24 protein-coding genes and 1 pseudogene are annotated in these 26,145 nt (G+C 63.5%); 5 read left to right on the plus strand and 20 right to left on the minus strand.

The genetic code is table 11. The annotated features are described in order from the left end of the window. Positions 1-53: 53 nt before the first annotated feature. From eppA to AC5O5R_RS14220, 5 genes are all read right to left on the minus strand, one after another. A complete protein-coding gene (gene eppA / locus AC5O5R_RS14200) occupies positions 54-230 on the minus strand; it encodes an EPS-associated small membrane protein EppA (RefSeq protein WP_172225069.1) in 177 nt (58 codons plus the stop codon). Between the two features lie 261 nt (positions 231-491). After that, on the minus strand, positions 492-1,034 hold the full coding sequence (locus tag AC5O5R_RS14205; protein WP_172225071.1) for a helix-turn-helix domain-containing protein: 543 nt from the start codon (positions 1,032-1,034) through the stop codon (positions 492-494). Positions 1,035-1,122: 88 nt separating this feature from the next. Then, entirely contained in the window at positions 1,123-2,541 is a 1,419-nt protein-coding gene (locus AC5O5R_RS14210) for a short-chain fatty acid transporter (RefSeq protein WP_494514464.1), read from the minus strand. A gap of 148 nt (positions 2,542-2,689) precedes the next feature. After that, on the minus strand, positions 2,690-3,346 hold the full coding sequence (locus tag AC5O5R_RS14215) for a CoA transferase subunit B (protein ID WP_172225077.1): 657 nt from the start codon (positions 3,344-3,346) through the stop codon (positions 2,690-2,692). Positions 3,347-3,380: 34 nt separating this feature from the next. Continuing rightward, positions 3,381-4,079 (minus strand): CoA transferase subunit A, encoded by a 699-nt coding sequence (locus AC5O5R_RS14220; protein WP_172225080.1) that lies wholly within the window; start codon positions 4,077-4,079, stop codon positions 3,381-3,383. 140 nt (positions 4,080-4,219) lie between these two features. On the opposite strand from AC5O5R_RS14220, the gene AC5O5R_RS14225 reads away from it, so the two are divergent. Both AC5O5R_RS14225 and AC5O5R_RS14230 read left to right on the plus strand, forming a co-directional pair. Next, the gene (locus AC5O5R_RS14225) at positions 4,220-5,125 is read left to right on the plus strand and encodes a LysR family transcriptional regulator (protein ID WP_172225083.1); all 906 of its coding nucleotides are present in this window, start codon (positions 4,220-4,222) and stop codon (positions 5,123-5,125) included. Then, complete coding sequence (locus AC5O5R_RS14230; protein WP_172225086.1) at positions 5,113-5,934, plus strand: aldo/keto reductase; 822 nt, start codon at positions 5,113-5,115, stop codon at positions 5,932-5,934. The genes AC5O5R_RS14225 and AC5O5R_RS14230 overlap by 13 nt, the downstream gene beginning before the upstream one ends. A gap of 111 nt (positions 5,935-6,045) precedes the next feature. On the opposite strand, the gene AC5O5R_RS14235 is transcribed toward AC5O5R_RS14230, so the two are convergent. The 4 genes from AC5O5R_RS14235 to lexA are packed head-to-tail and all read right to left on the minus strand — an operon-like array spanning position 6,046 to position 11,776. Beyond that, positions 6,046-9,126: an error-prone DNA polymerase gene (locus AC5O5R_RS14235; protein ID WP_494514465.1), complete on the minus strand. Its 3,081-nt coding sequence runs from the start codon at positions 9,124-9,126 to the stop codon at positions 6,046-6,048. Next, complete coding sequence (locus AC5O5R_RS14240; protein WP_172230556.1) at positions 9,123-10,541, minus strand: Y-family DNA polymerase; 1,419 nt, start codon at positions 10,539-10,541, stop codon at positions 9,123-9,125. Before AC5O5R_RS14240 ends, AC5O5R_RS14235 begins: the two co-directional genes overlap by 4 nt. Positions 10,542-10,547: 6 nt before the next feature. Further along, positions 10,548-11,168 (minus strand): translesion DNA synthesis-associated protein ImuA, encoded by a 621-nt coding sequence (gene imuA / locus AC5O5R_RS14245; RefSeq protein WP_172230559.1) that lies wholly within the window; start codon positions 11,166-11,168, stop codon positions 10,548-10,550. Further along, complete coding sequence (lexA, locus tag AC5O5R_RS14250; protein WP_494511018.1) at positions 11,168-11,776, minus strand: transcriptional repressor LexA; 609 nt, start codon at positions 11,774-11,776, stop codon at positions 11,168-11,170. The genes imuA and lexA overlap by 1 nt, the downstream gene beginning before the upstream one ends. A gap of 101 nt (positions 11,777-11,877) precedes the next feature. Here lexA and AC5O5R_RS14255 point away from each other — a divergent pair, with 101 nt between their 5' ends. Both AC5O5R_RS14255 and AC5O5R_RS14260 read left to right on the plus strand, forming a co-directional pair. Further along, on the plus strand, positions 11,878-12,534 hold the full coding sequence (locus tag AC5O5R_RS14255; RefSeq protein WP_172230565.1) for an HAD family hydrolase: 657 nt from the start codon (positions 11,878-11,880) through the stop codon (positions 12,532-12,534). 103 nt (positions 12,535-12,637) lie between these two features. Then, positions 12,638-13,549, plus strand: coding sequence for a LysR family transcriptional regulator (locus AC5O5R_RS14260; protein ID WP_172286776.1), 912 nt, complete (start codon positions 12,638-12,640; stop codon positions 13,547-13,549). Here AC5O5R_RS14260 and AC5O5R_RS14265 read toward each other — a convergent pair. The 4 genes and pseudogenes from AC5O5R_RS14265 to AC5O5R_RS14280 form a co-directional block, all read right to left on the minus strand. Then, a pseudogene (locus tag AC5O5R_RS14265) lies at positions 13,485-14,867 on the minus strand (MFS transporter); the annotation flags it as partial. The gene AC5O5R_RS14260 and the pseudogene AC5O5R_RS14265 overlap by 65 nt on opposite strands. Before the next feature lie 75 nt (positions 14,868-14,942). Next, positions 14,943-15,272, minus strand: coding sequence for an NIPSNAP family protein (locus AC5O5R_RS14270; protein ID WP_172232130.1), 330 nt, complete (start codon positions 15,270-15,272; stop codon positions 14,943-14,945). After that, positions 15,272-16,990 (minus strand): FAD-dependent oxidoreductase, encoded by a 1,719-nt coding sequence (locus AC5O5R_RS14275; RefSeq protein WP_172232127.1) that lies wholly within the window; start codon positions 16,988-16,990, stop codon positions 15,272-15,274. Before AC5O5R_RS14275 ends, AC5O5R_RS14270 begins: the two co-directional genes overlap by 1 nt. Continuing rightward, the gene (locus tag AC5O5R_RS14280) at positions 16,987-17,814 is read right to left on the minus strand and encodes an SDR family NAD(P)-dependent oxidoreductase (RefSeq protein WP_172232124.1); all 828 of its coding nucleotides are present in this window, start codon (positions 17,812-17,814) and stop codon (positions 16,987-16,989) included. Before AC5O5R_RS14280 ends, AC5O5R_RS14275 begins: the two co-directional genes overlap by 4 nt. Positions 17,815-17,990: 176 nt before the next feature. Here AC5O5R_RS14280 and AC5O5R_RS14285 point away from each other — a divergent pair, with 176 nt between their 5' ends. After that, positions 17,991-18,863 (plus strand): helix-turn-helix domain-containing protein, encoded by an 873-nt coding sequence (locus AC5O5R_RS14285; RefSeq protein WP_172229990.1) that lies wholly within the window; start codon positions 17,991-17,993, stop codon positions 18,861-18,863. 50 nt (positions 18,864-18,913) lie between these two features. On the opposite strand, the gene AC5O5R_RS14290 is transcribed toward AC5O5R_RS14285, so the two are convergent. The 7 genes from AC5O5R_RS14290 to AC5O5R_RS14320 form a co-directional block, all read right to left on the minus strand. Then, positions 18,914-19,687 carry an IclR family transcriptional regulator gene (locus AC5O5R_RS14290; RefSeq protein WP_172229987.1) on the minus strand — a complete coding sequence of 258 codons (774 nt, stop codon included), beginning with the start codon at positions 19,685-19,687 and terminating at the stop codon, positions 18,914-18,916. A gap of 67 nt (positions 19,688-19,754) precedes the next feature. Beyond that, the gene (locus AC5O5R_RS14295; protein ID WP_172229984.1) at positions 19,755-21,209 is read right to left on the minus strand and encodes an amidase; all 1,455 of its coding nucleotides are present in this window, start codon (positions 21,207-21,209) and stop codon (positions 19,755-19,757) included. Further along, complete coding sequence (locus tag AC5O5R_RS14300) at positions 21,206-22,516, minus strand: citrate-proton symporter (RefSeq protein ID WP_172229981.1); 1,311 nt, start codon at positions 22,514-22,516, stop codon at positions 21,206-21,208. The genes AC5O5R_RS14295 and AC5O5R_RS14300 overlap by 4 nt, the downstream gene beginning before the upstream one ends. Positions 22,517-22,597: 81 nt before the next feature. Continuing rightward, on the minus strand, positions 22,598-23,773 hold the full coding sequence (locus AC5O5R_RS14305) for a M20 aminoacylase family protein (protein ID WP_172229978.1): 1,176 nt from the start codon (positions 23,771-23,773) through the stop codon (positions 22,598-22,600). A gap of 338 nt (positions 23,774-24,111) precedes the next feature. Next, a complete protein-coding gene (locus tag AC5O5R_RS14310) occupies positions 24,112-24,702 on the minus strand; it encodes an imm11 family protein (protein ID WP_172229975.1) in 591 nt (196 codons plus the stop codon). Next, positions 24,699-25,310 carry a hypothetical protein gene (locus tag AC5O5R_RS14315; protein ID WP_494514466.1) on the minus strand — a complete coding sequence of 204 codons (612 nt, stop codon included), beginning with the start codon at positions 25,308-25,310 and terminating at the stop codon, positions 24,699-24,701. Before AC5O5R_RS14315 ends, AC5O5R_RS14310 begins: the two co-directional genes overlap by 4 nt. 378 nt (positions 25,311-25,688) lie before the next feature. Further along, positions 25,689-26,093: an immunity 22 family protein gene (locus AC5O5R_RS14320; RefSeq protein ID WP_172233118.1), complete on the minus strand. Its 405-nt coding sequence runs from the start codon at positions 26,091-26,093 to the stop codon at positions 25,689-25,691. Between the last annotated feature and the right edge of the window lie 52 nt (positions 26,094-26,145).

The following is a 26,145-nucleotide window of genomic DNA, read 5'->3' on the forward strand; positions in this document are numbered from 1 at the left end:
GGGAATTGACAAGCCGACGGCGGGGTGATCAACCCTCCAGCGTGCAATCAGGTTCAGATCTTTCTACGGTTGGCCACGGCCACAAAACCGACAACTGCAAAAGCAAAGAACCAGACTGCGGTTGAAACAGGAATGATACTGTTTTGGTTTATATACGAATCCGCCGCGCGAGCCGCGCCACTCAGAAGCACCATCAGAAACATCGATTTGATAATCAGAGTCGTGCGCATACGCCCTTCCTTTAAAGAGGAAAATCAATGAGTTATTGGCGCGGTGTGGCGGGAGTTGTATTGCTGTTGAATTGAGCTTATGGGCACAGTGACACTACGTCAATGATCCGACACCATAATAAAATTCAATGGGTGATAGGCGAGTTCGTCAAAATATCGACATGCAGAATATGCGCAGGCGGGTGGGGATGTTCGCTGTAGCGTTTCACCGATGAGATAGCCGGCACTGGCGCTGAGGCCGCACTGCGCCCCCCCGTCATTTTATGCTTCCCCGTGGTGTACCACGACCAGCAACTGTGCCGGCAGCGCCCCCACCGAGCGTAGGCGGTGCGGTGTTTGCGCGTCGAAATGCAGGGCATCGCCCTGCTCCAGCAGCACCCGCTCGTTCATGAAGTCCACCTCCACCTGACCGGCGTGCACGAACAGAAACTCCTCGCCCTGGTGCTCCTTGAACGTGGGGTCACTGAATTCTGACGGTGGCTGGATCAGGAACGGCAACAGGCTGCGCTGCCCCACCTGGTTGGTGAGCGCCGCGTAGCCGGGGCCCTGCCCATCCCCGACCAGGGCCTGGCGCTGGCCACTGCGCACCAGGCTGTAACGGCTCTGGCCGTGCTGTTCTTCGGCGAACAGTTCTTCGACGTTGACGTTCAGCGCCCGCGCCAACTTCAAGGCGGCAGCGATCGACGGCGTGTTCAGGCCGCGCTCGACCTTGGACAGGTAGCTTTTGGTCATGCCGGTTTTCTCGGCCAGCAGTTCCAGGGTCATGCCCAGTTTCTTTCGCAGCAGTTTCAATCGGATAGACATGTGGCGCGGGGCTCCCAGGCGAAGGCAGCCATGATACGCGTGTTGAGCCCGGCGCCAAACCTTGGGCGCGGGCTCAACCGCGCAGCGGTTACGGCATTACCGGTGGCGCATACTGCAGCGTCGTGCCCAAGGCCCACAGCAACACCAGCACCAATGGCGCATGCACCAGCAACTGCACGAACGAAAACCCGATCAGGTCACGCGCCTTGAGCCCCAGCACGCCCAGCAGCGGCAGCATGTAGAACGGGTTGATCAGGTTCGGCAAGGCTTCGGCAGCGTTGTAGATCTGCACCGCCCAGCCCAGGTGATACTGCAGGTCATTGGCCACCAGCATCACGTAAGGCGCCTCGATGATCCACTTGCCGCCGCCCGAAGGGATGAAGAAGCCCAGCACCGCCGAGTACACGCCCATCAACAAGGCATAGGTGTCATGGGTGGCAATCTGGGTGAAGAACAGCGAGATGTGATGGGCCAGGGTCTGTTCATCGACGCCCTTCACCTGGGTGAGGATGGCAGCGATCGAGCCATACAACGGGAACTGGATCAATACGCCCGTTGTGGTCGGCACCGCACGCGCCACAGCGTCAAGAAAACTGCGCGGGCGCCAGTGCAGCAAGGCACCAAGCATGATGAACAACAGGTTGTAGGTGTTCAGCCCGGAAATCGCAGTAATCGCCGGCTTGGTCGCGAACTCCTGGTACAGCCAGCCCGCAGCCAGTGCCACCAGCAACAGGATCAGGATCGGGCGGTGCTCCAGCCACTCACCCGGGCGGGTGCGCTGGGGCGCAGGAGGCGCGGTGAAGCAGGGGTCGATACCGCAGTCCTCGGCGCTGCGCGCACTGTTCGGGCCTGGCGCCGTGGCATAGGCAATCACCAGCGAGACCACGATCAGCGCTGCCAGCATGACGCCCGACTGCCACAGGAAGATGGTTTCGGTAAAGGGAATGACCCCGGTGATCGACAGGATCGACGGTGGCAGGCTGGCCGGGTTGGCCTGCAGCTGCGCCGCCGAGGATGACAGCCCCAGCGCCCATACGGCGCCCAGGCCCAGGTAGGCTGCCGCACCGGCGGCACGGTAGTCCATTTTCAGCTCGGTGCGCCGCGCCAGGGCGCGTACCAGCAGCCCGCCGAATACCAGCGACAAGCCCCAGTTGAGCAGCGACGCCAGCATCGAGATCAGCGCCACCCAGCATACGGCCGAGCGACCATTGCCGGGGATGCGCGCCAAGCGGTCGATAAGCCGCGCGGCGGGCGGCGAGCTGGCCACCACATAGCCGCCGATGACCACAAAGGCCATCTGCATGGTGAACGGGATCAGGCTCCAGAAGCCATCGCCGAAGGCCTTGGCCGTGTCGGTGGGTTTGGCGCCCATTGCCAGGGCACCGAGGCACACCAGCAGTACCGCCAATGCGGCGAACACCCAGGAATCGGGGAACCAGCGTTCGGCCCAGTTGGAACAGCGCAAGGCAAAGCGGGCGGAACGGCTGTCTTGGATTTCAGCGGCCACAGGGCAATTCCTTTTATTGGTTTTATGAGGGGGCAGTTTTGCCGAATAACGCAAAATCCCTGTGGGAGCGGGTTCACCCGCGAATGCTTCGGTAAATTCACCGCCGCATTCGCGGGTGAACCCGCTCCCACAGGGATTGAGGTGATGCTTAGAAGGTCATTTCCTTGACATCATCGGGCACGATCAGCTTGCCGGCGGTTTTCTCGATGATTTCCTCGACGCTCACCCCAGGTGCGGTCTCGCGCAGGATGAAGGCGCCGTCTTCGATTTCCAGGTAGGCCAGGTCGGTCAACACCTTGCGGATGCAGCCGGCACCGGTCAGCGGCAGGCTGCACTGCGCCAGCAACTTGGACTCGCCGTCTTTCGAGGCGTGGGTCATGGTGACGATGATGTTGTCGGCGCCAGCGACCAGGTCCATGGCACCGCCCATGCCCTTGACCAGCTTGCCGGGGATCATCCACGAGGCGATGTTGCCTTGCACGTCCACCTCGAAAGCGCCCAGCACGGTGAGGTCGACGTGGCCGCCACGAATCATGGCGAACGACTGCGCCGAATCGAAGATCGAGGCGCCACGGCGGGCAGTGACGGTCTGCTTGCCGGCGTTGATCATGTCGGGGTCGAGCGTGCTTTCGGTAGGGAACTCGCCCATGCCGAGCAGGCCGTTTTCAGATTGCAGCATTACATCCATGTCGGCGGGCACGTAGTTGGCCACCAGGGTCGGAATGCCGATGCCCAGGTTGACGTAGTAGCCGTCCTTCAGTTCACGGGCAACGCGTTGTGCCATCTGTTCGCGGGTCAGTGCCATGGTCAGGATCTCTTTGTTGTTCTGGTGATGGCGCTCAGGCCTTGACGGTGCGCTTTTCGATACGCTTTTCGAAGGTGCCGACGATGACGCGGTCGACGAAGATGCCCGGGGTATGGATTTCGCTGGGCAGCAGCACGCCGGGTTCGACGATCTCTTCCACTTCGACCACGGTGATCTTGCCGGCGGTGGCCGCCAGCGGGTTGAAGTTTTGCGCGGTGTTGCGGTACACCACGTTGCCGTAATGGTCGGCCTTCCAGCCCTTGACGATGGCGAAGTCACCGGTGATGGATTCTTCGAGGATGTACTTGCGGCCCTTGAACTCGCGCACTTCCTTGCCATCGGCAACCGGGGTGCCGTAACCGGTCGCCGTATAGAAGGCCGGGATACCGGCACCGCCGGCGCGCATCTTCTCGGCGAGGGTGCCCTGCGGGGTCAGCTCGACTTCCAGTTCACCGCTGAGCAGCTGGCGTTCGAACTCGGCGTTTTCGCCCACATAGGACGCCACCATCTTGCGGATCTGCCGGTCCTCCAGCAGCACACCGAGGCCAAAGCCGTCGACGCCGCAGTTGTTGGAAACCACCGTAAGGCCCTTGACGCCACGCCGCCTGATTTCACTGATGAGGTTTTCCGGAATGCCGCACAGGCCGAAGCCACCGGCCAGTACCGTCATGTTGTCGGTCAAGCCTTCAAGGGCCTGTTCGTAGGTTGCAACGCGCTTGTCCAGTCCGGCCATGCTGATCCGCCTTTTGTAGTTGTTGAACCGACGATGCTGTCGGTGAGCGTGTGTAGACATCTTCACCGCAAGCGACTGATTTGTTAATTTTGTTTTAATCATCGATTGATAACTTTTACAAAACAAACTGTAGGCCTGTCATGAACGTCAAGCAACTGCGTGCCTTTGTCACCGTGGCTAAGTACCAGAGCTTCGCCCAGGCGGGTGAGCACCTGCATGTCTCCCAACCGGCCTTGAGCCTGACCATCAAGGCACTGGAAGAAAACCTTGGCGGCGCCCTGCTCAGCCGTACCACGCGCAGCGTCAGCCTGACCGCCGAAGGCGAAGTGCTGCTGCCACTGGCCAGGCGCCTGCTGGCCGACTGGGACGACACCGAAGAAATGCTGCGCCAGCGTTTCACCCTGCAGCTGGGCCGGGTGTCGGTAGCGGCCATGCCGGCCTTTGCCGGCAACTTGCTGCCGCAATCGCTGAAGGTATTTCGGCAACGCTACCCCAAGGTCAATGTCACCGTGCATGACGTGATCAACGAACAGGTACAGGAACTGGTGCGCCACCGCCGCGTCGAACTGGGCATCGGCTTCGAGCCGGACAACATCGACGGGCTGAGCTTCTATCCGTTGTACATGGACCGCTTCGTCGCCGTGGTGCCCGCCGATTCACCGTTGGCGCTGCTGCCCCAGGTCAGCTGGACGCAGCTGATGGCCGAAGACTTTGTGGCGTTGCAGCGCCCATCAGCCGTACGCTTGCTGATGGAGCAGAACGTGGCTGCCTGCCACGGCAAGCTCACGGTAGCGTTCGAGAGCCATCAGTTGGCGACCATCGGCCGCATGGTTGCCAGCGGCCTGGGGGTCAGTGCCGTGCCCGCGCTGTGCATCAACCAGATGCAGGAGCTGGGCGCACGCTGCGTGACCTTGGTCGAGCCCACCGTCGAGCGGCGTATCGGCGTGATCGCCCTCAGCGAGCACAAGCTGTCCACTGCAGCGCAAGCATTGCTTGAAGTACTGCTTTCCAATACCCACATCCCGGAGGTGACATGCGTTACGTGAAACTGGCAGGTTCGAACGTTCCGGTTATCGGTCAAGGCACCTGGTACATGGGCGAAGACCCAGGCCGCGAGGCTGCCGAGGTGGCGGCCCTGCAGCAGGGCATCGAGCTGGGGCTGACCTTGATCGACACCGCCGAAATGTATGCCGAAGGCGGTGCAGAAACCGTGGTTGGCCAGGCCATTGCCGGGCGCCGCGACCAGGTGTTCCTGGTCAGCAAGGTCTACCCGCACAATGCCAGCCGCAGCGGCATGGCGGCCGCCTGCGAGCGCAGCCTGAAGCGCCTGGGCACCGACTGCATCGACCTGTACCTGTTGCACTGGCGTGGCCAGCACCCGCTGGATGAAACCGTCGAGGCCTTCGAGCGCTTGCGCGAGCAAGGCAAGATCAGGCGCTGGGGGGTGTCCAATTTCGATGTCGATGACCTGCGTGAGCTGGACAATCTCGATTGCGCTACCAACCAGGTGCTGTACAACCCGGCCGAGCGCGGCATCGAGTTCGACCTGCTGCCGTGGTGCGAAAAGCGCGCGCTGCCGACCATGGCCTACTGCCCGCTGGCGCAGGCCGGGCGCTTGTTGCAAAGCCCGGTGCTGACGCAGATTGCCGAGCGCCATGGTGCGACACCGGCCCAGGTCAGCCTGGCCTGGGTAACCCGTCATAGCGGGGTAATCGCCATTCCCAAGGCTGTCACGCCCGAGCATGTGCGCCTGAATGCGGCGGCGGGTGCGCTGAGTTTGACCAGCGAAGACCTGCGGGCGATCGACCGGGCGTTTCCGGCGCCGACGCGCAAGCAGCGGCTGGCGATGGTGTGATCTGGGGGAGATTCTATGAGCTTTGGCTGGTTGCATCAGGGCTGGCAGTTTTCGCCACAGCATTTTCAGCGCCTGTCAGCCTTGATGCGATCCCTGTGCAAGCGGACATACTCAATGAAAATCCCGACTGCGCACATCCAGCCCCTGCAACAGCAAAGTCACATCCTCCAGCCGCCGGGCAATCAGGTGACGCACGCCATTTTCCTGCTCCAGCCGCCCGCTGACCTTGAGCAACTGTGACCCTACCAGCGCCCGCCGCTGCCGCTCGGCCAGGTCGCGCCACACCACCACGTTGATCATCCCGTGCTCATCTTCAAGCGTGACAAATGTCACGCCACTGGCAGTCTGCGGCCGCTGCCGGCCGACCACCAGCCCGGCCACGGCAATGCTGTCGCCATGCTCGACACCCTCCAGCTCACTCGAACTGCGACAGCCCAGCGCCCGCAGCCGTGTGCGCAGCAAGGCCAACGGATGCGGCCCCAGCGTGGTACCCAAGGTCTGGTAATCGGCCACCAGGTCCTCGGCCACCGAGGGCACTGGCAGCTGCACTGGCGTTTCAGGCAAAGCCTCAACCTCGGCGAACAAAGGCAGTTGTGCCTGCACCGCTGCCACCTGCCAGCGTGCCTGGTGGCGGTCGCTGGCCAAGGCACGCAGTGCCCCGCCATCGGCCAGGCGCGCACGGGCACGCGAATCAAGCCCCGCGCGCCGGCACAGGTCTTCGACATCGCGCCAGGGTCGCTGCGCCCTCGCCTGCTCCAGGCGCCTGGCATCGGCCTCAGCCAGCCCTCGCACCAGGCGCATGCCCATGCGAATGCCCAGGACGCCTTGGGTATCCGGCTCGAGGGTGCAGTCCCACTCACTGTGGCAGACATCAACCGGCCGAACCTCGATGCCTTGCCGTCGCGCTTCTTGCAGCAACTGGTCGGGGCTGTAGAAACCCATCGGCCAGCTATTGACCAGCGCACAGGTGAATATCGCCGGCTCATGGCACTTCAGCCAGCTGCTGGCATAACACAGCAAGGCAAAGCTGGCGGCGTGGGACTCCGGGAAGCCATAGCTGCCAAAGCCCTTGATCTGTTCGAAGATGCGCTCGGCAAACGCCAGGTCGTAACCATTGCGCAGCATGCCCTGCACCAACCTCTCGCGGTGCGGTTCCAGGCCGCCGTGACGCTTCCAGGCCGCCATGCTGCGGCGCAGCTGGTCGGCTTCACCGGGGCTGTAGTCGGCTGCGACCATTGCCAGTTCCATCACCTGTTCCTGAAACAGCGGCACCCCCAGGGTCCGCTCGAAGACTTCCTTGAGCTGCGGCGAAGGGTACGTCACCGGCTCCTGTTTGAGACGCCGGCGCAGGTACGGGTGCACCATGTCACCCTGGATCGGCCCCGGGCGGACGATGGCCACCTCGATGACCAGGTCGTAGAACGTGTTGGGCTGCAGCCGGGGTAGCATGGCCATCTGCGCGCGTGACTCGATCTGGAACACGCCCATGGTTTCGGCGCGGCTGATCATGGCGTAGGTGGCCGGGTCTTCGCTGGGGATGGTGGCCAGGGTCAGGTGCCGACCGCGGTGGCGCTGGAGCAGGTCGAAGCAACGGCGCAGGGCGCTGAGGATGCCCAGCGCCAGCACATCGACCTTGAGCAGGCCGACCATGTCCAGGTCATCCTTGTCCCACTGGATGACCGTGCGCTCTGCCATCGCGGCATTTTCAACCGGCACCAGCTGGTCCAGCGGTTGCTGCGAGATGACAAAACCACCCGGGTGCTGCGACAGGTGCCGGGGGAAGCCGATCAGCTCACCGGCCAGCACCAGCACCCGCCGCAGCGAAGGGCTGCCGGCCTCGAAACCGGCTTCAGCCAGGCGCTGCGCATCGGGAATACGGTCGCTCCAGCGGCCACAGCATTTGGCCAGGGCATCCACCTGGTCGGCGGGCAACCCCAGCACCCGCGCCACATCCCGCACAGCACCCGCAGCATGATAAGTGTTCACCACCGCAGTGAGCGCCGCGCGGTGTCGGCCATAACGGCGGAACACGTACTGGATCACTTCTTCGCGCCGGTCATGCTCGAAGTCCACATCGATATCGGGCGGCTCGTTGCGCTCGCGTGACAGGAAGCGCTCGAACAGCAGGCGGTGCTCCATGGGGTCGAGTTCGGTGATGCCCAGCACGAAACACACCACCGAGTTGGCCGCCGAACCACGCCCCTGGCACAGGATGCCCTCCCTGCGCGCGAAGGCGACGATGTCGTGCACGGTCAGAAAATAACTCTCGTAGCCCAGCTCTTCGATCAGCGCCAGCTCCTTGGCCAGCACATCCCGCACTTTGCGGCTTGGCCCGCCCGGCCAGCGTAACGGCAAGCCTTGTTCGCACAACTCACTCAGCCAGGTCGCTGGTGTATGGCCTTGAGGCACCAATTCGCGCGGGTACTGGTAGTGCAACTCGCTCAGGTCGAACCGGCAGCGCTCGGCGATGGCGAGCGTCTCGGCCAGCAGGTCGCCGGGGTACAGCTCGCCCAGTTGTGCCTGGCTGCGCAGATGCCGCTCGCCATTGGCAAACAGAAAGCGCCCGGCCTCGGCCACCTGACAATGCTGGCGGATGGCAGCCATGCAGTCCTGCAGCGCACGCCGGCCACGCACATGCATGTGCACGTCGCCGCAGGCCACCGCGCCGATACCCAGCCTGGTCGCCATGGCGAGCGAATGCTGCAGGCGCAAGGCATCGTCACTGCCCCGGTGCAGGTGCACAGCCAGCCACAGGCGGTTATCGAACACGCTGCGCAGCCACTGGCCAGCAGCGGTATCGCCGCTGTCATCGGCCACCCACAGGGCAAGCAAGCCTTGATGATGGTGCAGCACGTCGTCACGGAATAATTGGTACTCACCCTTTGGCGCCCGCCGCCGGGCCCGGGTGATCAGGGCGCAGAGGTTTTGATAGCCGACCAGGTTCTCCACCAGCAGCACCAGCTTGGGGCCGTCCTGCAATTGCACCTCGCTGCCCACGATCAGTTGCAGCTGATGCTCCTTGGCGGCCTGCCAGGCCCTGACGATGCCCGCCAGGGTGCATTCGTCAGTGATCGCCAGGGCCTGATAGCCTTGCTCACGCGCACGCCGGAACAACTCGTCAGCGCTGGAGGCACCGCGCTGAAAGCTGAAATTGGACAGGCAGTGCAGCTCGGCATAACCCTGGGTGTTCATGCGAACCAGCCCTGCAGCCACAGCGGCCCGGCCTGGCTCAGGTCGCGGTAGGCCCAGCCGCGCAGGCCGTCACGGGTTTCGATGCGGTAGTAGTCGCGGCGCACGTCAGCGCCATCCCACCAACCCGATTCGATGCGTTCGGCCTGCCCCTGCACCTGGTAGCCGGCTTCGTCCAGCGCCATGGGCGCGGCAAACAACCAGCCAGGGCGGCTACCGGGGGCGACCGGCATGCTGCCCTGGGCGCCCTGCTCTCGCGCTTGCCAGGCGCACTCGGGGCGATGATCGGCTGCGGCGCTCAGGCCCTTGACTGCCTCATCCCCCAGCCGGGCGCGCAGGCGCTCGCGCAATTGCTCCCAAGGTTGCGCCTGTTGTGCTCGTGGGTCGAACAACGCATGGTGCTGCGGCACAAAGGCTGGCAGGTCTTCGGCAACCAGCCGCAGGTTGCGCACCGGGGCGGGAATGCGTAGCGGCTCCAGGCGCCCCCGGGCCAGCTCGAACAGCCTTGCGGCATCCCGCTCGGCCGCCAGCAGCCCCACCTTAAGCAAGGTGTCCGGCCCTTCGACGTGTTCCAGGTGCAGGCAGAACCGCTGAACACCACAGTCGCGCCCAGCCAGGAAGGCGGCCAGGTCATTGAGCATGCGCCGCAGCGGGAACAGCAGGGCCTGGTGTGATTCGACGTCGAAATTCAGCTCAAGACGGGCTTCGAAGCGGTCCGGCGGCTGGTAGAAATCCAGGCCGAAATTGCGCAGGCCGAGCAATTGGTCAAGGTGCAACTGCACCTGGGCAGGAAAGCGTTTCGCCAGTGTGTCGCGCGGCAAGGCCAGCACCTGGCCCAGTTGCCGCAGCCCCATGCGAGCGAAGGCATCCGCGGCGTCGGCCGGCAAGCCGACACGCTCGATCGGCATGCCCAGGAGCGCCGCCCGGGTGTCGTCAGCATCGGGCACGGCCAGGCCGTCGTGACCATTGGCGAGCATGCGTGCCGCCACCGGGTTGCTGGCCAGGACGATGCGCTGACGCAGGCCCAACTCTGCGAGTTCCTGCCGCAATTGGGCCTCGAACGAGGGCCAGGGCCCGAACAGTTGCAGGCTGGAGCCCACCTCTAGCAACAGCGCCCGTGGGTAATGCAGGCTGACCTGGGCACTGAAGCGGTAGGCCCAGGCTGCCAGCAGCTGCTGTACCTGATCGATGCGTCTGGGGTCGGCTTCGACACAGGTAAAGCCATCGGCCAGGGCGCGCGCCGCTGTCAGGGTTTGCCCGGCACGCAGGCCGAGCGCAGCAGCCGCCAGGTTGACCGCCTGCAACACGCGTCGCTGGGTGGGCCCGCCAACCAGCACCAGCGGCGTATCAGGGTCGTCACGCTCACGCAGGACGGTGTCGAGCGCCAGCTGCGGAAGCAGGATGCAGGCCCAGAGCATGTTGCATCAGCCCCGGCCCGGGCAGGCGATGGGCAGCGCTGGTGGCATGCCACCACGGCTTTTCAATACACGCCATTGCGCCGGCCGGGTGTCGACGGCAATGCGCAGTGCTGCGGGCGAAGGGTTGTGCGCCGCCTGTTGCGGCCTGCAGGCGAACGCCAGCGCCTGGCCGGTTTCAGCAGCCACCTGCAGGCGCCGCAAGGCACGGTCATCGGCACGTTCGGGCCAGCACAGCACCGCCGCGCAACTGCCCGAACGCAGGCACTGTTCGGCGGCCCACAAGGCATCGGCCGGCTCGGCATTTACCTGCACCAGCCAGCGCAGGTCCACCCCCGCCGCCTGCCAGGCCGGGGCGTAAGGAATGAAAGGCGGGGCCACCAGCACCACCCGGCTGGCTTCAGTACTCAGCCGGGCCAGTGTCGGCCACAGCAGTTGCAACTCACCGCAGCCCGGGCTGGCCAGCAGCAATTCGCTAAGCGCAGCCGCCGGCCAGCCACCTTCCGGCAGGCGTTCATCAAGGGCGGCATGGCCGGTTGGCTGCAACCCCAGTGGCCGAACCTGGGCCTGCCGGCCACGCCATACCCGGCGCTGATCGAGCAGCCTGTCGAGGTCGACCACCGCGCCCATCAGTCACGCCTCAGCAAGCCGCAGAACACGCCTTCGATGAAGAAGTCCTGTTCCGGCTGCACATCGATCGGTGCATAGGCGGGGTTGCGCGGCAGCAGCCGGTAGGCATTGCCCAGGCGTTGCAGGCGCTTGATGGTCACTTCGCCGTCCAGGCGCGCAACCACGATCTGGCCATCACGGGCATCGCCCTGCTGGCGAATGCCGACCAGGTCACCGTCGAAGATGCCGTCGTCCACCATCGAATCGCCGCGGACTTTCAACAGGTAGTCGGGGGTACGGCGGAACAGGCTGGGGTCGAGCAGCAACTGCTCGTGAATATCCAGGTCCGGGCCGATCGGGGCGCCTGCGGCCACCTGGCCGAGCACCGGTAATTCGAGGATTTCTGGCTTGCGCAAGGGTTCGGCCAAGCGAATGCCCCGCGCCTGATTGGGCGTGACATCGATATAACCGGCCTGGCACAGCGCGGTGATGTGCTTGCGCGCGACGCTGCGCGAGGCAAAACCGAAGCGCTCGGCGATATCGGCCAGGCTCGGTGGCTGGCCGTGGTCGGCGATACGCTCGCGAATGAAGTTGAAAATGGCGCGGCGTTTGGGGGTAAGATTGTCCATGGAGCACATTTGTACTCTTTTCGTGGCTCACTGAACAGCCCCCTTCGTCGTCAGCATTGGTTATGATCCCCTGGCTTGTGTTTTCTTGATCTGGATATCCCATGCTGACCGCCCTGCTGTTCGACCTTGACGGAACCCTTACCGACACTGACACCTTGCACCTGCAGGCCTTTCGCCAACTGCTGCACGAACACGACGGCCGCGAGCTGAGCCAGGCGCAGTTCGACGCGCAGGTCAGCGGCCGGGCCAACGGCGAGCTGTTCGCCGAGCTGTTCAGCGGTGCCAGTGCCGAACAGTGCCAGGTACTGGCCGACCGCAAGGAGGCGCTGTTCCGCGACATGTCGCCTGCGCTCGAGCCGATGCCGGGCCTGTTGCGTCTGCTGGGCTATGCCCAGGATCATGGCCTGGGCATGTGCGTGGTGACCAACGCGCCGCGGCTGAACGCCGAACACATGCTGAGCGCCATGGGGCTGGGGCAGCGATTCGAGCATGTGCTGGTGGCCGAGGAACTGGCACGGCCCAAGCCGGACCCGCTGCCCTACCTTACCGGGCTGCAGCGGCTGGGTGCTGAGGCTGGTCAGGCGCTGGCGTTCGAAGATTCGTTGCCGGGGGTTACGGCGGCCAGTGCTGCGGGGATCTTTACGGTTGGGGTGGCGACGACGCAGAGCCCGGAGCGGTTGCTGGCGGCGGGGGCTGGGTTGGTGATTGACGATTTTGAGGACCCGGCCTTGTGGGCGTTGATCGAAGGGCGGGGGTGATTCGAGGTGTATGACTGCGGGTTTTCAGCGCCTGTGAGATCGAGCGCCCACACACAACCCTGAAGCCCTACCCACCCCAACCACCGCGCTGCCAGGCCACCCCATGCTGATCGACGAAGAACTCACCCTCAAAAAGCTGGAAACCTTCCTCGCCTTCATGCGCACCGGCAACCTCGGCCGCGCCGCCGCCGAGCTGTCTACCAGCGCGGTCAGCGTGCACCGCGCCATCCACTCGTTGGAAAACGCGCTGCGCTGCCCGCTGTTCAAGCACGAGGGTCGCCAGCTGATCCCGCTGGAAAGTGCCTACGTGCTGGAGAAGAAAGCCCGCCAGCTGATCCAGGACGCCGAACAGATGGTGCGCCAGACCCGTGAGGCCGCCGGTTTCTACGCCGAACGCTTCCGCCTGGGCGCGCTCTATTCGCTGACGGTGAAAACCGTGCCCAAGCTGGTCATGGGCCTGAAACTGCGCCGCAGCGAACTGAATATCGACCTGACCCTGGGCTCGAACACCGACTTGCTCCAGCGCCTGAAAAACCACGAGCTGGAAGCCATCCTGGTCTCGCTGGACGAGAGCGTCAGCGACCCGGCCTGCGAGCAGCTGCCGCTGTTCTCCGACGACATCTTCCTCGCCGTCCCCACCGACTCGCCCTTCGCCGGGCAGCCCGAGGTGGACCTGGCCGACCTGGCCGACTCCACCTTCATCACCCTCACCCAAGGCTTCGCCACCCACCGCGATGGCGCGCGAGTGTTCCAGCAAGCCGGCTTCGAACCGAAGGTGGCCATGCAGGTGAACGACATCTTCACCTTGCTCAGCATGGTCAGCTCGGGCGTGGGCTTCGCCTTGCTGCCCGGGCGCATCGCCGCGGTTTACGAAAACCGCGTCAGGTTGATTGCCTTGCAGCCGCAGTATCGCCTGCAGCAGCATATCGGTGTGGTGTTTCTGAAGGCGCGGGAGCGTGAGCCGAACCTGCTGGCTCTGCTGGCGGAATGCCGGATGTACAGCCGGGAGCGCTGAGCCGCTGGGCGGCACATCGCCCTTGCAGCCACACCGCCACTGCCGCCAGCCCGGCAGGGATCAACAACGCTGCGAAAACCTGCGCAAAGCTCCAGCCCAGGGCCAGCATCTGGGCCCCGGCAAAGGCGCTGAGCACCGCGCCAATGCGGCCGATGCCACTCATCCAGCTGGCCCCTGTGGCCCGCGCTTCGGTGGGGTAGAACGCTGCCGCCAGTGCATTCATGCCAACGCTCGCGCCATTCAGGCCAAAGCCCACGGCGCTGGCAATCGCGCACAACCAGGCAAAGTCTCCGGCCACTTGGCCGATGGCAAAGATGACCGCGCCACTGAACAGGAAGGTCAGCATCAGCACCCGCTGCGGGTTGCAGCGGTCCATGGCCCACCCCACCGAAATCGCACCCAACGGCCCGCCTATCTGGAAACAGGCAGTGACAATGGCCGCTTCGGATACCGAAAAACCCCCGCCCTCCTTGACCAGCGTCGGCAACCAGCCGCTGAACAGGTAGACCAGGAACAACGCCAGTATGTAACCGGCCCAGAGCATGCAGGTGCCAAAGCGGTAGCGTGGCGAGAGGATGGTGCCGATCGCCCCACCCCTGGCCCTTGGGGTGACCGGCATGACGAAGGTGCAGTCGGCGTTGGCGTGCGCGGGTGACAGCCGGCGGACAATCGCCAGGATCCGCTGACGATCCGCACCTTTGCTGACCAGAAAGGTGACCGATTCCGGCAAGCGCCAGTACAGCAATGGCAAGGTCAGCAGCGGCAACACCCCCGCCAGCACCAGCACGCTGCGCCAGCCCAGGTTGGGGATCATCCAGGCGCTGACGAAACCACCGGCCGCAGCGCCAAGGGAGAACCCGCAGAAGGCCAGAGTGATCAGTAGCGAGCGGCTGCGTGCCGGGGCGTACTCGCTGACCAGGGTGCTGGCATTGGGCATGGCGGCGCCCAGGCCCAGCCCGGTCAGAAAGCGCAGCGCAACCAATGTTTCAAGGTCGGGTGAAAAGGCCGAGGCCAGGGTCCAGACGCCGAACAGCAGCACGCTGCACAGCAATACCGCCTTGCGCCCGTAGCGGTCGGCCAGGGGGCCGGCAATCAGGGCGCCGAGGGCCAGGCCGATCAGCGCAGCACTCAATACCGGACCCAGGCTCTGCGCGCCCAGGCCCCAGTCGCTTTTCAGCTGTGGGGCAATAAAACCGATGATGGCGACGTCCAGCCCATCCAGGGCAATGATCAGAAAGCCCAGGAACACCACCCATTTCTGGTAGCTGCCAATGGGTTGCTGGTCGATCAGTTGGCGCACGTCTAGCGTGTTGTTCATCTGGTAGCACCTGTTGTTGTTTTTATGGAGGTGTATCGGGGCCGCGTTGCGGCCCGATTGCCGGCACAGGCAGGATTACTGCCGGGCGAGGCTGGGTAACCGAACCGGCCGTAGGATCCGCGTCTCCTGCGCCACCACCAGGTCACGGGTGGCATGCAGATAGGCCGCAAAGTCCGGGTCGGCGTCACGCGCGGCACTGCGCTTCTCGAAGTCATCGAGGCTGGCATAACCCCACAAGTGCACCACCTGGTTCAGCGGCCCGATGCTGCTGGTGTAGAAGGCCAGCGGCGCCCCCAGGTGGCGCAGCAGGATCGGCATCGCCAGCTGGTCGAAGGCGTCGAGAAAAGCCGCCATGCAGCGCGGGCGGATGGTGTAGATGCGGTGATCGACGACGGCCTTGTCCATCACGCCACCTCCTGCGCAGTGCCCACTGCCGCAAGCCCCTGCTCGACACCCGCCAGGTGCCGCCCGGTGATGTAGCCGAAGGTCATGATCGGGCCCAGGGTGATGCCCGCACCGGGGTAGTTGCCGCCCATGATGCTGGCGCGGTCGTTGCCGACCGCATACAGGCCGTCGATGGCCTGCCCGTCTGCCGCCAACACCTCGCCGACCACGCTGGTACGTAGCCCGTCGAAGGTGCCCAGGTCGCCCATGATCACTTTCACGGCAAAGTACGGCCCCTCGCCCATCGGGGCCACACAGGGGTTGGGCCGCTGTTGCGGGTCAGCCAGGTAGCGGTTGAAGCTGGTGCTGCCGCGGCCGAACTGGCGGTCTTCGCCCTGCACCGCGCCAAGGTTGTACTCGCGCACGGTCTGCGCCAGCCCTTGCGCATCGATACCGGCCTTGCCTGCCAGCTCGGCCAGGGTGTTGCCCTTGAGCAGGTAACCGTTGCGCAGCAACGGCCCCAGCGGCATGGGAGCGGGCTTGGCAAAGCCCAGGCCGTATTTGCCCAGGGTGCGACGGTCGCACACCAGCCACATGGCCGTTTCAGCCTGCCCGGCACAGGCCTCGATCATGGCCGCACCAACGTCATGGTAGGAGTTCGACTCGTTGGTAAAGCGCCGCCCCGAACGCAACACGCCAATCACACCCGGCTTGTAGCGGTCGAGCAAATGCGGGAAGGCGATATGCCGCCCGCCCCCCATCGGCACCTTGGACACCGGCATCCACGCCGCTGCCGCTTGCAGGCGGATATCGACCTTGGCACCCAAGGCTTCCGCCATGCGCGCACCATCACCGGTGTTGCCCGCCGGCACCGGAGAAAAATGCTCGCCGCCGCGGCGCACATGCGGGTAGGCCTGGCGTAGCCGCTGCAGGTCATGGGAGAAGCCGCCACACGCCAGCACCACACCGCGCCGGGCCTGGATGGTCAGCTCGCTGTCGCCTTGGCCGACTTCTGCGCCCACCACCCGACCGCCTTCGCGCAGCAACCGGCGCGCCGGGGTACCGGTCAGGATCGGAATGCCCAGGTCCAGTGCCGAACGTACCAGCCGGGCCGCCAGGGCATTGCCGCTGGTGACCTGGGTACCGCGACGGTACAGGGCCAGCTCCTTCAGGTGGGTCATCAGGCGCTTGGCCACATACACGAAGGAGGTCAGCGAACGGGTCACATTGAAGAAATGCTTGAGGTCGGCATTCGACGAATTGAACATCATACCGATGAAGGTGATGGTTTTCAGCGGCGGGCGCAGGCGTGCCATGTCTGGCCCCAGGCCGCGAATATCGTAAGGTGCGGCCAGGATCGAGCGGCCAACGTCGACGCCACCTTCGATGTGCGGGTGATAGTCGGGGTACAGCGTGGGCACGAACTTCACCGCTGTCTCGCGCTCGAAAAATTCCACCATCTGCGGCGCGTAGCGCAAAAATGCCTCGACCCCGGCTGCGTCGTAACAGCCACCGGTTTCGTTGCGCAGGTAGGTCATGGCCGCTGCGTGGCTGTCGTTGGCCCCGTGCGCGGTACCGGGCACCCACAGCACGCCGCCGGAAAACGCCGTGGTGCCGCCAAAGCAGTCGTCCTTTTCGATCACGATCACATCCAGGCCGAGCTTTTTCGCGGTGATCGCCGTCGCCAGGCCGCCCGCGCCCGCGCCGACCACCAGTACATCACAGCTGCGCGTATTCATCGGCCTGCCCCCTCGAAGCCTGGGCGCGGGATCAGTGCCATGGGCATGCTCTCCAGGCCGCCATCCACGGTCAGCTCGGCACCGTTGATGTAGTCGGCACGCCGGCTGGCCAGGAACAGCACGGCGTCGGCGATGTCCTGCGGCTCGCCGATGCGCCGGTTGGCGGTCATCGCGCAGCGCTGGCGCTCGACCTGCGGGTCGGCATAGAACGCCGCCGACAACGGCGTGCGGATCAACCCCGGGCACACCGCGTTGCTGCGCACGCCCCGTGGCCCCCACTCCACCGCAAGCTGACGCGACAGCATGCTGACCCCGGCCTTGGCCACGCTGTAGGCGCCGCTGTCGGGTTGCGGGTAGTGGGCGGCAATCGAGGCCACGTGCACGATGCGCCCCTCGCCGCGCGCCAGCATCGAACGGCCGAACGCCTGGGCACACAGCAGGTAGCCACTGAGGTTGACCGCCAGCACCTGGTTCCATTGCTCCAGGGTCAGCTCGTCCAGCGCGCCGGGGCGCAGTACGCTGGCATTGTTGACCAGTACATCGCAGCGCCCGTGCAAGGCCTGCACCTGGGCCGCAGCCCGCTCCACACTGGCCGGGTCGGCGATGTCGCAGCCCAGCGCGCTGACCTCACCGACACTGCGCTCGCCGAGGGTGGCCGCCAGTTCGCGGCATTTGTCCAGGTCGCGGTCCAGCAACACCACATGGGCCTGCTGCTCTACCAGCGCGCCGGCCAGCGCCGCGCCAATGCCACCGGCAGCACCGGTGACCACGCAAACGGCTGAGTCCAGGCCCAACCAGCGAGAAGGAATATTGTTGTTGTGCATGCTGCTCTCCAGAATGTCGCTTGATCTGGGCCACAGCCTAGGGCCGGCAGGCACACCGGCAGAATGGACAAAACCTGCAACCCGCCCCACATTCCGGTCAATTTTCCCTTGCCCGCTGATGCCTGCGTGCAGCTGTGGCACAGTAGCCAGGTACCGATCAGAACAATTACAACGTCATGAACAAGATCCCCAACTACGCCCTGTACGGTGAAACCGCACAGCCGGTGTGGCACGAAGCCCTGCATGTGGAGCGGATCTCCCAGCGCTCCGGCGCGCACAACTGGGAAATCGCTGCGCACCGTCACGAAGGCTTGCTGCAGTTGCTGTACCTGCAGAGCGGTGGCGGGGAGGTGCTGTTCGACAGCCAGCGGCTGCAGGTGCAGGCGCCCTGCGTGGTGTACATACCGGCGCAGGTGGTGCATGGCTTTCATTGGGCCGGCCAGGTCGAGGGCCAGGTGATCACTGCCGCGCAGCACCCGCTGGAAAGCATCACTCAGGTGCTGGCCCCGCACCTGCTGGCGCAAGTGCGCAAACCGCAGGTGGTGCCCCTGCCGCTGTGGGCCGACGACGAAGACCCGTTGCTGCCACTGTGCCGTGCCCTGCGCGAGGAATACCACAACCGCGCCCGCGAGCATGTGGCCAGCAGCATGGCATTGTTGTTGACGCTGTTGATCCAGGTGCTGCGCCATGAACCCCAAGTGCCCCAGGGCGAGCACCGCCCGGCGTCAAGGCGCAGCCAGCAGCTGACCAGCTTTCGCGAGCTGGTCGACATGCACTACCGCGCCCATTGGCCACTGGGGGACTATGCGGCGGCACTGGGCATGACCCTGGCGACCCTGGGGCGGCTGTGCCAGGAGCATCTGGGCATGACGCCGATGAATGTGATCAATGCCCGCCTGGTGCTGGAGGCCAAGCGCATGCTCGGGCATTCGAGCCTGAGCGTGAAGGAGATCGCCCACGAACTGGGGTTTGCCGATGTGGGGTATTTCAGCCGGTTTTTCCGCAAGCAGGCGGGAGTCAGCCCTAGCGGGTTTCGCGAAGGTCAATAGTCCTGCCCGGTACCGGCCCTGTGGGAGCGGGTTCACCCGCGAAAGGGCCGCTAGACCACCAAGGCCCGCTGCACCTCACCCACCGTGCTTGCCAGGCTGTTCAGGTGCAGGTTCAACACCCGTTCCACCGGTGCCTGGTCGAGCGGCCAGTGCAAGGCGATGCTCCCGGCCAGCCGCCCTTCGGCGTGCACCGGCAGGGCAATGGCGCGGATCAGGAACGGCAAGCGCACCGGGTACTCCCAGTGGCCTTCGGTGCGCTGGCCAAAGCCCTTGTGCGCATCCTCCTGCAGATCGCGCAGCACCGTGTCGTCGCGCAGCCGCTCATGGGCCGCCAGGCGCTGCACCTCATCGACCGCCAGCTCCCCCAGGCACGCCCGCCCCATCGCTGAATGGAACAGGCTGGCATGGTGGCCGACGATCTGGCAGGTGTGGGGATAGCGCTTGCGCAATACCTGTGGAATGGCACTTTCCATGACTTCCAGCCGCTCGCCGTCGAAACATGAAAGGTCGGCCACCAGCCCGGTGCGTTCGCTGAGCTCCAGCAGCATGGGCGCAGCGCTTTCCACCAGGCGCCGCTTGAAGCGCAGCTGGCGGTCACCGAACAGCCGTCGCGCACTCAGGCGGTAACGCCGGTCACTCAGGCCGCGGTACACCCAACCCTGCTCCTGCAAGGTGGCGAGCATGCGCGACACCGTGGCCTTGGGCAGCGTGGTCAGGTAGTGCAGTTCTTCCAGGCCCAGGGCCTGGTGTTCCCCCAGCAGGTCGACGATGGCCAGCGCCCGCTCCACCGAACGCACGCCGCCACTGTCTGCGCTAATACCCATGTGAATGACCTCCCTGTACTGGATGGTCAGCATAGCCAGCAAGATCCGCGCCTGCCCAGCGCTTTGCTCAGGCTTGCAGGCACCGGGGCGGGCAGCGCTGTACCCAACGGGTGAGCTGCTCGTGGGCGTATGCCAGCTGCAGCACTGCATGGTCGGCCTGGGCCGGGCCTATGATCTGCAGGCCCATGGGCAACCCGGCAGGGTTGAAACCGACCGGTACGCTGATGCTCGGCAAGCCGGCCAGGGTCGGCCCGATCACCACCTCCATCCAGCGGTGGTAAGTGTCCATCGGCCGCCCCCCGACCACCGTCGGCCACGGCTGCCGTGCATCGAAAGGGAACACTTGCGCCGATGGCAACAGCAGGAAATCGTAACGCTCGAACAGGCTGGCCAGCGCGCGGTACCAGTCGCTGCGGTGCAGCGAGGCCTGGTAAACCGCCGCCGCCGTCAGCTGCAGGCCGCCCTCCACTTCCCACTGCGCCTCGGGCTTGAGCAAGGCACGGCTGGCCGGGTCGGCATAGGCCGCCGCAAGGTTGCCGTGCACCAGGAAGTGGCGGTGGGTCAGCCAGCATTGCCACAAACGGGTCAGGTCGAAGACCGGCTGGCAGGCCTCGACCCGGCAGCCCAGTTCAGCGAAGTCGGCGAGGGCCGCCTCGCACAGGGCCATCACCCCGTCGTCCATCGGAAGGTAGCCGTTGTAGTCGCCCAGCCAACCGATCCGCACGCCACGGAAATCGCGCTGCAACTGCGCAGCAAAATCGCGCCGGCCGTCACTCAGCGACAGCGGCACCCGCGCATCACTGCCGGCCTGAATCGACAGCAATCGCGCCACATCAACCACGCTGCGGCCCATCGGCCCCTCGGTGGCCAGTTGCTGAACGAACAGCTCGGGCGCCGGGCCATGGGGCACGAGGCCCTGCGAAGGGCGCAGGCCGAACACGTTGTTGAACGCCGCCGGGTTGCGCAGCGAGCCCATCATGTCGCTGCCGTCGGCCACCGGCAGCAAGCGCATGGCCAGCGCCGCGGCTGCCCCACCGCTGCTGCCACCGGCCACCCGGGCGTGGTCATAGGCATTGGTGGTGGTGCCGAACAGGCTGTTATAGGTCTGCGAGCCAAGGCCGAACTCAGGCACATTGCTCTTGCCAACGATCACTGCCCCGCTGGCCCGCACCCGCGCCACACTAATTGCATCCTGCTCGGGCACGTGCTCGGCAAACAGCGGCGAACCCAGGGTGGTGCGCAGCCCGGCGGTGGCGGCCAGGTCCTTGATTGCCTGCGGCATGCCATGCATCCAGCCGCGCGAGTGGCCACGGGCCAGTTCGCGGTCCCGCTCATCGGCTTCCACCAGCAGCCCTTCGGCCGGGCGCAGCGACACCAGGGCGTTGACCTGCGGGTTGAAACGTTCGATGTGCCCCAGGTAGGCCTGCATCACCTCGCGGCACGACACCTGACGGGCATGGATGGCCTGCGACAACGCCTCGGCATCGAGGACAACAATGGGGTCGATGGCTAGCGGCTTCACGGTTTTACTCCAAAGTTGAGGGCGGCAGGCTTGCTCGCCCGTGGTGCTTCTTTCAGGCAGTAGGTGCCCAGCAGCGTCAGCAGGCAGGCGAACAGCACGTAGAACGAAGGCGCCACCGGGGTGCCAAGCACCTTGGTCAGCCACGTGACGATCAACGGCGCAAAGCCACCAAACACCATCACCGCAACGTTATAGGCGACCGACACGCCGGTGGAGCGCACCTCGACCGGGAACTGCTCGGCCAGGGCGGTGGGTGCCGGGCCGAAGAAACCGCCGATGGCGGTACACAGCATCAGTTGCATCACCAGCAGGCGTTCGATGGATGGCGCAGCGGCCACCCAGACGTACAGCGGGTAGACCATGACGAAGAACGCCAGGGTAAAGGCCATCAGCACCGGCCGCCGCCCCAGCCGGTCCGACAACGCCCCGGCCAGGGGAATGACTACGGTCATCAGCGCTACTGCCAGCATCTGCACCAGCAGCACCTGGTCCAGCGGCAACCCCAGGCTCTGGTGGGCAAAGGTCGGCATGTTCACCAGCACCACATAGAACGAAACAGTCGCACCACAAGCCAGGCCCATCGACACCAGCAGGCTGCGCCGGTGCTCACGCAGCACCTGCAACAAGCCGGGCGACTGGCCCTTGGCCTGGCGGCGCGCCTGGATGAATTCCTCGGGTTCCTCCATGTGCTTGCGAATCCACAGCCCCACCGGGCCGATCAGCAGGCCCAGCACAAACGGGATCCGCCAGCCCCAGCTGTCCAGCGCAGCAGGTGAGCACAGGTGCGTGACCAGCGCCACCATCGACGCCCCGGCAAACACCGCCAGGCATTGCCCCACCAGCTGCCACGAGCCATACAAGCCCTTGCGGTGGGCCGGCGCGCTTTCCACCAGGAAGGCCGTGGCGCTGGCGTACTCGCCACCGGTGGCAAAGCCCTGCAGCATGCGCGCCACCACGATCAGCAGCGGCGCGGCCATGCCGATGGCCAGGTAGTCGGGGGCAAAGGCAATCATGGCGATCGACACCGTCATCAGCCGGATGATCAGCTGCATCGCCGCCTTGCGGCCCTTGCGGTCAGAATACATGCCCAGCAGCACGCCGCCGACCGGGCGCATGAAGAAACCGACGCCGAAGGTGGCCAGGGCCATCAGCAGCGAGGCGTACTCGTCGTCGGACGGGAAAAACTGCCGGGCGATGATGCTGGCCAGAAAGCCATACACGATAAAGTCATACCACTCCAGGGCGTTGCCGATAACGGCTGCTACCACTTGCCGGGTACGCGACACGCCGGTGCTCGAAGTCTGCATAGGAACACTCCACAGGATGATTGGGTGATCGCCCAGACGCGGTCGCGCCCGGGTTCCAGCGGCAGTCGTGAAAAAGGCAGGTCAGGCGGGCGCGAGCCAGCGCTCTGCCAGCGCGCCCCAGTAGGCGGCGCCGGTCAGCAGAATGTCGTCGTTGAAGTCGTAGGCGGGGTTGTGCACCATCGGCCGCGCCACGCCGTTGCCAATGAACAGGTAGGCGCCGGGGCAGCGTTGCAGCATCCAGGCAAAGTCCTCGCTGCCCATCAGCTTGCGGGTGTTGCCGTCCACTGCGTCGGCGCCCAGCAACTCCACCCCTACCTGGGTGGCGAAGGCGTTTTCTGCGGCATGGTTGACCAGCACCGGGTAGGCCGGGCGGTGTTCAAGGGTGGCGCGGCAGCCAAAGCTTTCGGCCTGGTTGACGATGATCGCCCGCACCCGCTCCAGGGTCAGCGCCCGTACCTGGGCATCGAGCGCACGCAGGCTCAGGCGCAGCACCGCCTGTTGCGGGATCACGTTGGCCGCTTCGCCAGCCTGCAAGGCGCCGACGGTGACCACCGCCGCTTCCTGCGCATCGATATTGCGCGCCACCACCGTTTGCAGCGCCATCACCACACTGGCGGCGGCCACCAGCGGGTCCACGGTCAGGTGCGGCATCGAGCCGTGCCCGCCGACCCCTTCGAGGGTGACCGTTAGCAAGTCCTGCGAAGCCATCATCGGCCCCTCGCGAAAGCCCAGGTGCCCGGCTGGCAAGCCTGGCATGTTGTGCATGCCGAACAGCGCATCGCAGGGGAAGCGCTGCAACAGGCCATCGGCGAGCATCGCCTCGGCACCGCCCTGCCCCTCTTCTGCCGGCTGGAAGATCAGCGTCAGGGTGCCATCGAACTGCCGGGTCGCCGCCAGGTAGCGCGCCGCCCCCAGCAGCATGGTGGTGTGCCCATCGTGGCCGCAGGCGTGCATGCACCCCTGGTGCTGGCTGCTGTAGGCCGCGCCGGTGGCTTCGTGAATAGGCAGCGCGTCCATGTCGGCGCGCAGGCCCAGGCGGCGTGGGCTGCTGCCATTGCGCAGCACGCCGACCACGCCGGTCTTGCCGATGCCGGTGTGCACCTCGTAGCCCCACGCCTCGAGCAATTGGGCGACCAGCGCCGAGGTGCGGCTTTCTTCAAAGCCCAGTTCCGGGTGAGCGTGGATATCGTGGCGGATAGCGTGAAGGTCGCTGGCCACGTCGTTCAGCCAGGCCAGGATGTGCTGATGTCGGGACATGTTGGAGTCTCCTTGCGCGGGTGGTTTCCCGTTCTTGTTGTTCGCTTGAGGTCACGACGGGTGAGGCAGGTCGTGCTGGGAGACAGATAAGCGCGAGGCGTGTTGGAGTACAACCGAAACTGGTTTCACACGGTGGAACCGAAAGAGGGCGACTGGCGGGCAAGGCGGTTGGTAGTGCCGATGAAAGTCGGAGCGCCAGCTTGAAAGGGGGTAATTTTGCTGATCGGGCCAATTAGAAGATAATTATAAGGTGCGAGGCATAAGGAAGATGTGTATTAATGAAAGGGCAGCAGAGTCTCTGGACTTCTTTTCCCTAAGTGGGGTCATATGGATTGATGCTATAGCCTCAGAGGCGTTGGCAAATAAAGTTCAGGCTGGAAATTTGCAATCCTACTCAAGACCATGGATTTTCCAGCGCACTCAGAAAGCTCATAGTCGAAGCACCGCGGCATCTCATCCGGATTAATAAAAAAGTACTCTCTAGCCACAGACTTTTCATTGAAGTGCCTGACATGTGCCGGGGCAAAATTTATATCCGCATTTACCCCCTCAAGCACTGACCTTGATGCTTTTGACACAAAAAATGCGCCACAGGTTGTTAAAAAGAAGTCCGACTTCAGATTTCGCACCTTCCTATCCAAAATCACCTCGACCGACAATCCGTCCAACGCCAGCTTGCTACTGACCTTATAGTGATCATCCAGGGGTGGAGCAAACCGAACATCGCCATCAGCATATCCGCCACCCGTAACCTCACGGCACATTGAATAATATTTCACCGCTCTACCTGTTAACAGGTTGGTCGGATACCTTTTGGTCCAAGGTCCGTGTTTTACAATCGTAACGTGTCCGAGCCAAGACTCATTCTCACACTGCGCTCTATAGCCCAAATCTTTTTCAGTAACCGAGTTGACACCCTTCATCTTCAAGTCAAATCCGACAGCAATGGGATATCATACTCCTTACTTTTAACGATTTGTTTCGATTTTTTTGCTTCATCCAAGTCAGTAAACTCCGCACCTTTACCTAGGACAGCAGCGCAATGTATAAATACTGCAGGGTACGCGTAACTTTCAGGCGAAGACAAAACATCCTTGATTGTCCGATCACTGGGCACAATACACGCTAAAACTTTGGGGACATAAAAATTCTCTAGCACACCTCTAATGTGCGCACATACTTGACCCACCAAATCTGGCGCCGGTGTTTTTATCGCTCCATCCAAGCTACCACTAAAAACTTTATTTTTCTCACCCGACGAAATAAAAGAAAAGCAAAACTCATTGAATAAATTGCTTTTATAAGGAGGAGTAAAGTTAGAAGCGCACTCATAAATCTCTCCTCCACTTACCATCCCAAGCAACACATAAGAATCTACTTTAGACAAATGCTCAAGAGCAAGCTCGGCCACAAATTCTTTATTATACTTGAATTTTAGCCTGTTTTTTGAGGCGGTCACGCCCTTGAACTTAGCGGCGACCAACTTCAGCTCTTTTAGTAACTCAGACTCGAAAAAGGCGCGATCCTCTGCACTCATACATTACCTATACTTAAGAACGTTGAATATTGAATCATGAACAGCACCTGTAGCGCCATGCGGCTTACCACGCGCACTCTTGGTACCGACCTGTAACCACGGGATGGCTCCATAACCCTCCGCCGGGATGCTGGATGTGAGGGAAGATCTGGCTTTCAAGCGCTGCAAGATCATATATATACCAATCGCGTACGCTGACCTAGATTGGATAACTGACCTAGGTCACAAGCGTGGTCGGGTGGTGCTATTCGCCGGCGATCTTGCGGCCCAGCCGGTCGGTTTCTTCCAGCAGGCATTACCGAATGCAATGGTCTAGCGCCTAGCAGTCTCAGCGAAGACTAGAGCGATGCGCCCGATATCCTTAAAGCACCCAAACACTCACTCCCCCTCATACAAACCCACATACTTTAAACCATTGTAATTTGATTTTAATGGGATTGAGATAGGGGTCGCTCCGTCAGAATACCAAAAAATTGCATTAGCCTTGGTTACTCCAAGCCTGAGGCACTCTGCCTTAACACTTCCAATACAGGCTCGATCGACCGCAGCATCTTTGAGTATTTCATCTAAGCTCACCTCACATGACTTTCTGGGAATGATCCCTATGAAATCCTCGTCATACCATCTTGCACCAATATCCTGGCAAAATCCACACGCCTTGTAGGCCGGATCATCCAAATCTTCCGTGTATTCCAACTCGAAATATTTAAGGTAAACTTCATCGGAGGAAAAGTTCGTACCTATCCACAGATGCACCTTTCCGTAACGATCAACGTCATCCATCTAACATGCCCCCAATTTCATCACTGCGATGCAAATCAATCACACTCAGCGC

The sequence above is a fragment of the Pseudomonas sp. 8_5_2 genome (assembly GCF_059295255.1).